This is a genomic window from Ewingella americana ATCC 33852, assembly GCF_000735345.1.
In the GTDB taxonomy this organism is placed as follows: domain Bacteria; phylum Pseudomonadota; class Gammaproteobacteria; order Enterobacterales; family Enterobacteriaceae; genus Ewingella; species Ewingella americana.
The window spans coordinates 50,439-62,681 of the sequence record NZ_JMPJ01000018.1; the positions used below are offsets into that span (position 1 = coordinate 50,439).

General features: G+C 55.4%; 9 protein-coding genes and 1 pseudogene. 8 read left to right on the plus strand and 2 right to left on the minus strand.

Annotated features, from left to right (window positions below):
- Window positions 1–71 precede the first annotated feature (71 nt).
- Window positions 72–743, plus strand: a complete 672-nt coding sequence (gene queE, locus GEAM_RS01785; protein WP_034787619.1) for a 7-carboxy-7-deazaguanine synthase QueE — start codon at window positions 72–74, stop codon at window positions 741–743.
- Here the strand turns inward: queE and queD are convergent.
- Window positions 740–1,099: a 6-carboxytetrahydropterin synthase QueD gene (gene queD / locus GEAM_RS01790; RefSeq protein WP_034787621.1), complete on the minus strand. Its 360-nt coding sequence runs from the start codon at window positions 1,097–1,099 to the stop codon at window positions 740–742. The genes queE and queD overlap by 4 nt on opposite strands.
- A 167-nt stretch (window positions 1,100–1,266) precedes the next feature.
- Between queD and GEAM_RS01795 the strand changes: the two genes are divergently transcribed.
- The 4 genes from GEAM_RS01795 (at window position 1,267) to GEAM_RS01810 (ending at window position 7,001) form a co-directional block, all read left to right on the plus strand.
- A complete protein-coding gene (locus tag GEAM_RS01795) occupies window positions 1,267–2,328 on the plus strand; it encodes a hypothetical protein (protein ID WP_034787430.1) in 1,062 nt (353 codons plus the stop codon).
- Between the two features lie 344 nt (window positions 2,329–2,672).
- A complete protein-coding gene (cysJ, locus tag GEAM_RS01800) occupies window positions 2,673–4,475 on the plus strand; it encodes an NADPH-dependent assimilatory sulfite reductase flavoprotein subunit (RefSeq protein WP_034787434.1) in 1,803 nt (600 codons plus the stop codon).
- 27 nt (window positions 4,476–4,502) lie between these two features.
- Complete coding sequence (cysI, locus tag GEAM_RS01805; RefSeq protein WP_034787436.1) at window positions 4,503–6,239, plus strand: assimilatory sulfite reductase (NADPH) hemoprotein subunit; 1,737 nt, start codon at window positions 4,503–4,505, stop codon at window positions 6,237–6,239.
- Between the two features lie 30 nt (window positions 6,240–6,269).
- Window positions 6,270–7,001, plus strand: coding sequence for a phosphoadenylyl-sulfate reductase (locus GEAM_RS01810; protein WP_034787438.1), 732 nt, complete (start codon window positions 6,270–6,272; stop codon window positions 6,999–7,001).
- 137 nt (window positions 7,002–7,138) lie between these two features.
- Here the strand turns inward: GEAM_RS01810 and GEAM_RS01815 are convergent, their stop codons facing one another.
- Window positions 7,139–8,176, minus strand: coding sequence for an aminopeptidase (locus tag GEAM_RS01815; RefSeq protein WP_034787441.1), 1,038 nt, complete (start codon window positions 8,174–8,176; stop codon window positions 7,139–7,141).
- A gap of 282 nt (window positions 8,177–8,458) precedes the next feature.
- Here GEAM_RS01815 and cysG point away from each other — a divergent pair, with 282 nt between their 5' ends.
- The 3 genes and pseudogenes from cysG to cysN all read left to right on the plus strand — a co-directional run.
- Window positions 8,459–9,883 carry a siroheme synthase CysG gene (cysG, locus tag GEAM_RS01820; RefSeq protein WP_034787443.1) on the plus strand — a complete coding sequence of 475 codons (1,425 nt, stop codon included), beginning with the start codon at window positions 8,459–8,461 and terminating at the stop codon, window positions 9,881–9,883.
- 9 nt (window positions 9,884–9,892) lie between these two features.
- Window positions 9,893–10,801, plus strand: a complete 909-nt coding sequence (gene cysD, locus GEAM_RS01825) for a sulfate adenylyltransferase subunit CysD (protein ID WP_034787444.1) — start codon at window positions 9,893–9,895, stop codon at window positions 10,799–10,801.
- A gap of 16 nt (window positions 10,802–10,817) precedes the next feature.
- Window positions 10,818–12,242 (plus strand): annotated as a pseudogene (gene cysN, locus GEAM_RS01830) (sulfate adenylyltransferase subunit CysN); the annotation flags it as partial.
- Window position 12,243: the final 1 nt, after the last annotated feature.

The following is a 12,243-nucleotide window of genomic DNA, read 5'->3' on the forward strand; positions in this document are numbered from 1 at the left end:
GCACAGGTTTGGACTGACAGGTCATATCTGTGATAATGCGCGCTGATTTTTTAGAGATGATTGAGAAAACCATGCAGTACCCGATTAATGAAATGTTCGAAACCCTGCAAGGGGAAGGTTATTTTACCGGCGTGCCGGCTATCTTTATTCGCCTGCAGGGCTGCCCGGTGGGCTGTAGCTGGTGCGACACCAAACATACCTGGGACAAAATCGCCGATCGGGAAGTCGACGTACAACGTATTTTGGTCAAAACCGAAGAGAGTGATGCTTGGGGCAACGCCACGGCAGAGCAACTGCACGAGATCATTGTTCAACAGGGCTATACGGCACGCCACGTGGTGATCACCGGCGGCGAACCCTGCATTTACGATTTAATGCCGCTGACCACGCTGCTAGAAAAAAACGGCTTTAGCTGCCAGATAGAAACCAGCGGGACCCATGAGGTGCGCTGCTCGGTGAATACTTGGGTGACGGTGTCGCCAAAGGTCAACATGCGCGGCGGCTATGACATTCTGCCGCAGGCGTTGAAACGGGCTGATGAAGTGAAGCATCCGGTGGCGCGTCAGCGCGATATCGATGCCTTGGAAGAGTTACTGGCGACATTGACCGACGAAAAAGCGCGAATCATCGCTTTGCAGCCAATCAGTCAGAAAGAAGAAGCCACCAAATTGTGCATTGCGACCTGCATTGCAAAAAATTGGCGGCTGTCGATGCAGACCCACAAATACCTAAATATCGCTTAGCCTTTATAGACGCAGCCCGCGGTGCAGGTCTCTTTGACACGTACGGCGGAAAGCAAAGGCAGCTTAGGCTTCATCTCATTCCAGATCCACTCGGCCAGCACTTCACTGGTCGGGTTCTCTAAGCCCGGAATATCGTTGAGATTATAGTGGTCGAGACGGTCCAATGTCGGGGCGAAAGCCGCTTTTAAATCAGCAAAATCCATTACCCAACCCGTATGCGGATCCACTTCACCGGTGATTTCTAATCTTACCGTGAAAGAGTGCCCGTGCAGGCGGCCGCATTTGTGGCCCGCTGGAACGTGAGGTAAATGGTGTGCGGCTTCGAACTGAAAATCTTTAAAAAGTGTGGTGGTCATGGCGCTGTCTCGTTGCTCAAAAAACGCGGCATAGTAACGGAAATCCCGCGTTGGCGCCACGAAATCCACGGTACATAGCTGTACAAGGCGTTACCAACCACTCCTTTACTCAGCCCGTTTTACTGACTTAAAGTGGCAGCAGTGAGACTAACCTATTGAGTGTTTGCATGATTACTGTGCTGCGTTTGGCCATATTGTCGGTGCTATTCACGGCGAGCGTCGGTGCGGAAACGCTCCCCCAGCCAGCCGCGCCTGCTGCTACCGACGCCAAGTCTACGGACTCTACGCCTGCGGAAACCCAGCCTGCGGGCCCGAAACCTGCTGAAATAAAACCTGCTCAAACTGAGCCGAAAACCGCCAAGCCTGCTGCCCCGGCGAAACCTGTTGCCCTGACATTCCCGACGGGCGCTGGCAGTTTCCATATTCTGGTGGCGCAGGGCAAAAAGACGCTGGACGTTTTCACTTATCAACCCGAAGGTGCGGATGCCACAACGCCTATCGTAATGGTGATGACCGAAGGTGATCGCAACGCGGCCAATGCGCGCAATGAATGGATCACCATGGCGAACCAGTATCATCTGCGCGTGGTGGTGCCGAAATTCAGCGAGCAGGACTTCCCCGGCGCGGCGGGCTATAACCTTGGCAATCTGGTTGATCCCAAAACCCATCGCAAACTGCCTGCGTCCCAATGGACTTTCACGGTGGTCGACTCCCTGTTCAGCCAAATGCAGAAGCAGGGCGTCATCAGCCAGTCGCAGTTCTACCTTTTCGGCAACAGCGCCGGATGCCAAGTTGTTCACCGCATGCTGACATTATTGCCGCAGCCGGAGGTGAAAGCTGCCGTCTGCGCCGCGCCGACGTGGTGGACCTTGCCTGATACCGACCAGCGCTGGCCTTATGGGTTGCGCGAGTCGCCGATAAGCGTCAACCAGCAGCAGCTCGCCAGTTACTTTGCTAAACCAATGCTGATTGCCGTCGGCAGTGAAGATGATAATCCTGAAACCCACCCGCAGCGTTTGTCCAAGCAGGTGATGGCGCAGGGGAGCAACCGCCTTGATCGCGCTGAGAGCTATTTCACCACGTCCCAGCAGCGCGCCGAGCAGAACAACACGCCGTTTAACTGGCACTTTGTTGATTTGCCGGACACCGGCCACAGCAGCAGTAAAATGTCCGTCTTTGCCGCCGGGCAGTTCGCGTGGTTTGAGGAACACGGCCAGTTCCACCTGTAAAAATGTGCTGGCGAAAAACAATTTTCACCCCGCCACGGCGGGGTTTTTCTTTATATAACAAGCCGCTTTGTATAACTGGAAAAATGGCCATCTATTTTCATAGCTATTTCAGTAAGATAAAAAATCACTACTTACCACTTTTAGTGGTTAAGGCTACCTCTAAAACCACTTAGTCATTTTGGTTATTTAATATTTCCATCACTTCTTTAATTGTTATCATCAGCCTCGTTAACCTTACATTCTGCGCCCTCCGTCGCTTTTCTGCGTGAGGGTGATTTACGGTCTTTCTTGTGCACGAAGGCCGGATTGATGACTGGCTTATGCATAAGGGAATTCGTACCGCGATGACGACTCAGGCTCCTCCAACTTCTATTTTGCCTCTCTCTCCAGAGCAATTGGCCAAGCTCCAGTCTGCCATTGGTGAATACTCACCGACGCAGCTGGCATGGCTATCTGGCTATTTCTGGGGAATGGTTAATCAACAGCCGGGCGCTGTTCCGGCAGCAGCACCTGCGCCAGCCGCAGCGGCGATTACCCTGATTTCAGCTTCCCAGACCGGCAACGCCCGCCGTCTGGCTGAGCAAGTCCGTGATGACCTGATCGCAGCAAAACTGAACGTTAACTTGGTTAACGCCGGTGACTACAAATTCAAGCAAATCGGCCAAGAAAAGCTGCTGCTGATTGTTGCTTCCACTCAGGGGGAAGGTGAGCAGGCTGAAGAAGCCGTCGCGCTGCACAAATTCCTGCAATCGAAGAAAGCGCCACAGATGAAAGATACGGCGTTTGCCGTGTTTGCACTGGGCGACACTTCCTACGAATTCTTCTGTCAGGCCGGGAAAGACTTCGACAACCGTCTTGGCGAACTGGGCGCAGAGCGCCTGCTGGATCGCGTTGACGCTGACGTTGAATATCAGGCTCAGGCGGAAGAGTGGCGCAAGCGCATTGTTGAAGTGCTGAAACAGCGAGTTCCGGCTGAAGCCACTGCCCAGCCTGCCGCCTCGCTAGCTGGCGCGGTCAACCAAGTCGACAGCAGCCCTTATACTAAAGAAGAGCCGCTGACCGCATTGCTGTCAGTGAACCAGAAAATCACCGGGCGTAATTCGGATAAAGATGTGCGCCACATCGAGATTGATCTGGGTGATTCTGGCCTGCGCTACCAGCCGGGCGACGCCTTGGGTATCTGGTTCGAAAACGATCCGGCCTTGGTTAAAGAAGTGGTTGAACTGCTCTGGCTGAAAGGCGATGAGTCGGTCGAGGTGAATGGCAAAACGTTAGCCCTGAGCGAGGCGTTGCAGCATCACATCGAACTGACCCAAAACACCACGCCAATCGTTGAGAAATACGCCGCAGTGTGCCGCGATGAACAGCTGAACGCGCTGCTGGCCGACAAACACGCCTTGCAGCAGTTCGCGCAAAACACGCCGTTCGTCGACATGGTGCGTCAGGCTCCGACCGAGCTGGATGCCCAGCAGTTGGTTGATTTGCTTCGTCCGCTGACGCCGCGTCTCTACTCCATCGCCTCCTCTCAGGCCGAGAACGAGTCCGAAGTGCATATCACCGTGGGTGCCGTGCGCTACGAAATCGAAGGCCGCGCGCGCACCGGTGGTGCATCGGGCTATCTGGCTGACCGTCTGGAAGAAGATGGCGAAGTTCGCGTATTCATCGAGCATAACGACAATTTCCGCCTGCCCGCTAACCCGGATGCGCCAGTGATTATGATTGGCCCGGGTACCGGCATCGCGCCATTCCGCGCCTTCATGCAGCAGCGTGAAAACGACGGCGCTGGCGGTAAAAACTGGCTGTTCTTTGGCAACCCGCACTTCACCGAAGACTTCTTGTATCAGGTTGAATGGCAGCGCTACGTCAAAGACGGCTTGCTGACCCACATTTCTCTGGCTTGGTCGCGCGATCAGGCTGAAAAGGTCTACGTTCAAGACAAGCTGCGCGAAAACGCCGCCGAAGTCTGGCGCTGGCTGCAAGAGGGCGCGCACGTCTATGTCTGCGGCGATGCCAACCGTATGGCGAAAGACGTCGAGCAAGCGCTGTTGGAAATCATCTCCCAGCAGGGTTCGATGGACCTTGAAACCGCCGACGAATTTTTAAGTGAATTGCGTATGGATCGCCGTTATCAGCGCGACGTCTACTAATAAAATTTAAGCAATGAGTGAGCACTTATGAGCAATAAGTTGTGGAGTGAACAGAATCCCGGTCCCGGCCCGTTAGTCGTTGATGCGCCGCTGGTTGACGCTGAGCGCCTTAAGAAGGAAAGCAATTTCCTGCGCGGAACCATTACTGAAGATTTGCAAGACGGCCTGACCGGCGGCTTCAACGGTGACAACTTCCTGTTGATCCGTTTCCACGGCATGTACCAGCAGGATGACCGCGATATCCGCGCCGAACGCGCCGAGCAGAAGCTTGAGCCGCGCCACGCCATGATGCTGCGTTGCCGTCTGCCGGGCGGCGTGATGACGCCTGACCAATGGCTGGGCATTGATAAATTTGCCGAAGAGAGCACGCTGTACGGCAGTATCCGTATTACTAACCGCCAGACTTTCCAGTTCCACGGCATCCTGAAACCGAATGTAAAACCGGTTCACCAGCTGCTGAATAAACTGGGTCTGGACGCGCTGGCGACCGCCAATGACGTTAACCGTAACGTACTTTGTACTTCTAACCCGGTGGAGTCTGAACTGCATCAGGAAGCCTATCAGTGGGCGAAGAAGATCTCTGAGCATCTGCTGCCGCGCACCCGTGCTTATGCCGAAGTGTGGCTGGATCAAGAGAAAGTCGAAACCACCGATGAAGAGCCGATCCTTGGCCCGACTTACCTGCCGCGTAAATTCAAAACCACGGTGGTGATCCCGCCGCAAAACGATGTCGATCTTCACGCCAACGATCTGAACTTCGTGGCAATTGCTGATAACGGTAAGCTGGTCGGCTTCAACGTGCTGGTCGGCGGCGGCCTGTCTATCGCGCATGGCGACAAGGCGACCTACGCCCGTACCGCCAGCGAGCTGGGCTTTATCCCGCTGGATAAAACCTTGGCCGTGGCCGAAGCCGTGGTAACCACGCAGCGCGACTGGGGCAACCGCACCAACCGTAAAAATGCCAAAACTAAATACACCCTTGAGCGCGTCGGCGTGGAAGTGTTCCGCGACGAAGTGGCCAAGCGCGCAGGGATCGAATTCGAACCGGTTCGCCCTTACGAATTCACCGGTCGCGGCGATCGCATCGGCTGGGTGAAGGGGATCGACAAGCAGTGGCACCTGACGCTATTTATCGAAAATGGTCGAATTCTGGATTATCCGGGCAAGCCGCTGAAAACCGGTCTGGCAGAAATCGCTAAGATCCACAAAGGGGATTTCAGGCTTACTGCTAACCAGAACCTGATCGTCGCGGGTGTCTCGGAGAAAGATAAAGACGCGATCGAAACGCTGGCCCGTAACCACGGCCTGATCGACGACAGCGTCACCGAGCAGCGCAAAAACTCGATGGCCTGCGTCTCTTACCCGACCTGTCCGCTGGCGATGGCCGAAGCAGAACGCTTCTTGCCAGAGTTTGTCACCAAGGTGGAAGGCATCATGCACGAGCACGGCGTGGGCAAAGAGCACATTGTCCTGCGCGTGACGGGTTGCCCTAACGGCTGTGGCCGCGCGCTGCTGGCTGAAATCGGTCTGGTGGGCAAAGCCCTCAACCGTTACAACCTGCACCTTGGCGGTAACCGTGAAGGGACGCGTATTCCTAGAATGTATCGGGAGAATATCTCTGATACTGAAATTCTGGCGATCATCGACGAGCTGGTCGGCCGCTGGGCGAAAGAGCGTGAAACCAATGAAGGCTTTGGTGATTACGTGATCCGCGCGGGGATTATTCGCCCGGTGCTGGATCCAGCCCGCGACTTCTACGACTAACGCTGCTGCAACTTGAAGGATGGAGAGTTTATGAGTTTGCTCACTCTTGCTGAACTGAATGAAATGCCGAAATCGGGTCAGGCACTGGCATTGGCTGAAACCAATGCCCAGCTTGAAAAATTGTCGGCGCAGGATCGTGTCATCTGGGCACTAGAGAATTTGCCGGGCGAATTCGCGCTCTCCTCAAGTTTTGGTATTCAGGCTGCGGTCTGTTTGCATCTGGTGACCCGCCAGCAGGCTGATATCCCGGTGATCCTCACTGATACCGGTTACCTGTTCCCCGAGACTTACCAGTTCATTGACCAACTGACCGAACAGTTGAAGCTGAACTTGCAGGTGTTCCGCGCAGCAGAAAGCCCGGCGTGGCAAGAAGCGCGCTATGGCAAGCTGTGGGAGCAGGGCGTAGAAGGCATTGAGCGTTACAACAACATTAATAAAGTTGAACCGATGAACCGCGCTTTGGCGACGCTGGGCGCGCAGACTTGGTTTGCTGGCCTGCGCCGTGAACAGTCAGGCAGCCGCGCCAATCTGCCGGTGTTGGCCGTGCAGCGCGGCGTGTTCAAAATCCTGCCGATCATCGATTGGGATAACCGCCAAGTGTTTCAGTACCTCAAAGAGCACGGCCTCAGCTATCACCCGCTGTGGGATCAGGGCTACCTGTCGGTTGGCGATACCCATACTACCAAGAAGTGGGAAGAGGGCATGAGCGAGGAAGAGACGAGATTCTTTGGGCTTAAACGCGAGTGCGGCTTACACGAATAAATCCCTGTCATACTTCGAGCCAGAGATGCGTTAGCTACGCGCACTTACCCCGGTCACATAGTAATCTATGCTCCCGGGGATGCGTTTGCTTGCCGCCTTTCTCTGACTCGAATTATTTAAGGGATTGCGTCACCGTCTTATAAAGCATCAGCCGGTTTTGCCAGCTCTTTCAGCAGCGGCAGTAGAATTCTCACGCTATCTTTCGAGCGTTTATCTATCCGGCCCGGCAGTACGCGGTCGAGATACTGCAAGTTATCCAACTGTCCCTGATGGCGCGAGGTACCCTGCGGGAAGTGGGCGCTGATTGCTCGCTGCTGCTGGCCGTCTTTCTTGCCCAGCGCATAATCCGTGGCGGTGACCATTAAGAGTGGAATGTGCGCGTCGTCCAGCGCCTGCATGCCATTACAGCAATCCTTACCACTGTAAGCCTCGGCGGCGATGCCCGCGTGACGTGCCAGCGTCACGGCGCGGTCGCGTGTCAGCTTAGTCACGGCCTGAGAGGTGTTTTTGCCGCTCTTGAAATAGAGTTTATCGCCAACGATCAGCGAGTCGAGATTGACCACCAGCAGCGTGTTTAACTTCTCCGTCGGCGACATGCGCTGCACATAGTCAGCGGCCCCCTGTGCGCCCGTCTCTTCGGCACTCAATGCCACGAAGCGCAAGCTATAGTGGGTTGGCTCCTTGCTCAGCCGTTCGGCCAGCTCAAGCATCACACCCACGCCTGAAGCGTTATCATCCACGCCCTGAAGGGTAAGTCCGCCGAGATTATGGTCAGAGTCGGCATCGCTTTGCGGCAAATAGGTATCGAAATGCGCCATCACCACAATCTGCTGAGGCACCGTGCCTGCACGGGCGGCGATCACCGAGGTGGAATGCACATCATGCCAGCTCTGCTTGCCATCCCGACTGGTGTAGAGATAGCGCGCATCAAAGCCGCGCAGGTCACTCTGATAGCCCAGTTTGGCAAAGTACTGTTGTAAGTAATCTGCGGCGATTAACTCCGCCGGGCTACCGGCCATGCGGCCCGGAAAATAGGTGGCGATATGGCGAGTTTGCTCGGCAGCAATTTTACCGAGGGCGGGGGCAGCTACCTGCTGCACGGCCGCATGCGTAAAACCGGCACAGCCCAAGCCAAAGGCCAGCAGCGCCAGTTTCATGCGAGAAAGGGATAACATGGACAAAAAATCCTTATTCGTGGGTCAAAGACCGGAAAGCTTTCAATCGGACAGGCCGCGTTACGCGGTCATTATTGCGCGATAGTATGCGATTGTGACGGCAATTAGACAATTTCCCCTTATCTCAAATGGCTCTTTTTGTTACCTCTTTCTGCCACCGAAAAGTCAGGTTGGCGAATCTATATTCCATTTGGTAACTATTCATTCCATTTCGTCATTTCAGTTCAATAATTGCCACCACGTATAGTCTTGTTATTACTCTTCGCTATCAAAAAGGCCGTTGTGGACTATCTACCAATATTTGCCGACCTAAGACAACGTCCTGTATTGGTCGTCGGCGGCGGCGAAATCGCAGCACGCAAGATTGACCTTCTACTGCGTGCTGGCGCAGCTGTCCGCATCGTCGCGCAGTCACTCTCCTCAGAACTTGAGCATCGTCTCCAGCAGTCGCAAGTCAGCTGGCTGGCGAAGCAATTTGAGCCGCAGCAGCTCGATGACGTATTTCTGGTGATTGCCGCCACCGACGACGCCGCACTGAATGCTGAAGTGTTTGAGCAGGCGAATCGCCGCCAACTGCTGGCCAACGTGGTCGATGACCAGCCGAAATGCTCCTTTATCTTCCCTTCAATCGTCGATCGTTCGCCGATTGTGGTGGCTATTTCTTCCAGCGGCACGGCGCCCGTGCTGGCGCGCATGCTGCGGGAAAAGCTCGAGACGCTGTTACCAACCAGTCTGGGCAAAATGGCCGAGATTGCTGGCAGTTTCCGCGACCGCGTGAAGCAGCGTTTTAGCTCGATGACTGCCCGCCGTCGCTTCTGGGAGCAGACCTTCGATGGTCGCTTTGCCTCGCTGGTTACTGCGGGACAGATTCCAGAAGCTGAGCAAGTGTTGCAACAACAATTAGATAATCCGGAATCCATCTCGAGGAACGGTGAAGTGACGCTGGTCGGCGCGGGTCCGGGTGATGCAGGATTGCTCACATTACGCGGCTTGCAGGTAATGCAGCAGGCAGACGTGGTGTTGTATGACCATTTGGTTAGCGACGAGATTTTAGATTTGGTGCGCCGAGACGCCGACCGCATTTGCGTCGGCAAGCGCGCAGGCAGCCACTCGGTGGTGCAGGAAGAGACAAACCGCATGCTGGTCGAACTGGCGCAGCAGGGCAAAAAAGTGGTTCGCCTTAAAGGCGGCGACCCGTTTATTTTTGGTCGCGGCGGTGAAGAGCTACAGGCCGTTTCGGCGGCGGGCATCCCTTTCCAAGTGGTGCCGGGCGTGACGGCAGCCGCGGGCGCGACGGCCTACGCCGGGATCCCTCTGACCCACCGCGACTACGCGCAGTGCGTGATGTTTATTACCGGCCACTCTCGTCCCGACGGGAATGGCATGCAGTGGGAAACACTGGCGAAGGGCAACCAAACGCTGGCCATTTATATGGGCACGGTGAAGGCGGCTGAAATCAGCCAGCAGCTGATTGCTCATGGCCGCGCGGCGAGTACGCCGGTGGCGGTGATTGGCCGTGGTACGCGTGTCGATCAGCAGGTGCTGACCGGCACGCTCGACAACTTAGAACTCTTGGCTCAACAGGCACCAACGCCAGCATTACTGGTTATCGGCGAAGTGGTCGCACTTCACGATAAGCTCGCCTGGTTTGGGCATCAACCACAGACTGACGACGCGGTTCGCCCGTCGGTCGTGAATTTGGCTTAAGGATCTGTTATGGACGAAAAACGACTCACACATTTGCGTCAACTGGAGGCGGAGAGTATCCATATCATCCGTGAAGTGGCGGCTGAATTTGCTAACCCGGTGATGATGTACTCCATCGGTAAAGACTCCTCGGTGATGCTGCATCTGGCGCGCAAGGCCTTCTTCCCTGGGACGCTGCCTTTCCCGCTACTGCACGTGGATACCGGCTGGAAGTTCCGCGAAATGTACGATTTCCGCGACCGCACGGCGAAAAACTACGGTTTTGAGCTGCTGGTGCATAAGAACCCGGAAGGCGTCGCTATGGGCATCAACCCCTTCGTCCACGGCAGTGCCAAACATACTGACATCATGAAAACCGAAGGCTTGAAACAAGCGCTGAACAAATACGGTTTTGACGCTGCCTTTGGCGGCGCGCGTCGTGATGAAGAGAAGTCGCGTGCTAAAGAGCGTATTTACTCGTTCCGCGACCGTTTCCACCGCTGGGACCCTAAAAACCAGCGCCCGGAGCTGTGGCACAACTACAACGGCCAGATTAACAAAGGCGAGAGCATCCGCGTGTTCCCGCTCTCCAACTGGACTGAGCTGGATATCTGGCAGTATATCTTCTTGGAAAATATCGAAATTGTTCCACTGTATCTCGCAGCTCCGCGTCCGGTTCTGGAACGCGATGGCATGCTGCTGATGGTGGATGACGATCGCATCGACCTGCAACCGGGCGAAGTGATTGAGCAGAAAATGGTGCGCTTCCGTACTCTCGGGTGCTGGCCGCTAACGGGCGCCGTGGAGTCAGAAGCTCAGACTCTGCCGGAAATCATCGAAGAGATGCTGGTTTCAACCACCAGTGAGCGTCAGGGGCGGGCAATTGACCGCGATCAGGCGGGTTCGATGGAACTGAAAAAACGTCAGGGCTATTTCTGAGGAGCGACCAAAAATGAACAATGCAATTGCACAACAAATCGAAGAGCAGGGCGGCGTAGAAGCCTACCTGCACGCCCAGCAACACAAAAGCCTGCTGCGTTTTCTGACCTGCGGCAGCGTGGATGATGGCAAAAGCACCCTGATTGGTCGCCTGCTGCATGACACTCGGCAGATCTATGAAGATCAGCTTTCGTCGCTGCATAACGACAGCAAGCGTCACGGTACTCAAGGTGAGAAACTCGATCTGGCGCTGCTGGTGGACGGTCTGCAAGCCGAGCGCGAGCAGGGGATCACCATTGACGTGGCCTACCGCTACTTCTCAACCGAAAAACGCAAATTCATCATTGCTGACACGCCGGGGCATGAGCAGTACACCCGCAACATGGCAACCGGCGCATCTACCTGTGATCTGGCGATTTTGCTGATCGACGCCCGTAAAGGCGTGCTGGATCAAACTCGCCGCCACAGCTTTATCGCCACTCTGCTGGGGATCCGCCACTTGGTGGTTGCCGTCAATAAGATGGATCTGGTGGATTACAGCGAAAGCGTGTTCGAAGAGTTTAAAGCCAACTATCTGGACTTCGCCCAGCAGCTGCCAACCGATTTGGATATCAAATTCGTGCCGCTGTCGGCGCTGGAGGGCGACAACGTTGCCACGCCAAGCGAGAAAATGAGCTGGTATACCGGTCCAACCCTGCTCGACGTGCTAGAAACCGTGAACATCATTAACATCCGCGAACAGCAGCCAATGCGTTTCCCGGTGCAGTATGTTAACCGCCCGAACCTCGACTTCCGTGGCTACGCGGGCACGCTAGCCTCTGGCTCAGTGCGCGTCGGGCAGAAAGTCAAAGTGTTGCCGTCCGGCGTGGAGTCAACGGTGGCGCGTATTGTGACCTTCGATGGTGACTTACAAGAGGCTTGGGCTGGTGAAGCTATCACGCTGGTGCTGGCCGACGAGCGCGATATCAGCCGTGGTGACCTGTTGGTCGACGCGGACGAAACCGTCAAAGCCGTGCAAAACGCCAAAGTGGATATTGTCTGGATGGCCGAGCAGCCGCTCAGCGTCGGGCAGAGCTATGACATCAAGATTGGCGGCAAAAAGGCCCGTGCGCGGGTAGAAAACATTGAGTATCAGGTTGAAATCAACTCGCTGACCCAGCGCGTGGTTGAAAGCCTGCCGCTGAATGGCATTGGCTTGGTTGAACTGACCTTCGACGAGCCACTGGTGCTGGATAACTACCAAAACAACGCGGTGACTGGTGGGATGATCTTCATCGACCGCCTGACCAACGTCACTGTCGGGGCTGGGCTGGTTCGCGAAGCCGTAGAAAGCGTTTATCAGGAACAAGACTCCTACAGCGCCTTCGAGCTGGAGTTAAATAGCCTAGTTCGTCGCCACTTCCCACACTGGGGTGCTCGCGACCTGCTGGGTGGGAAATAAT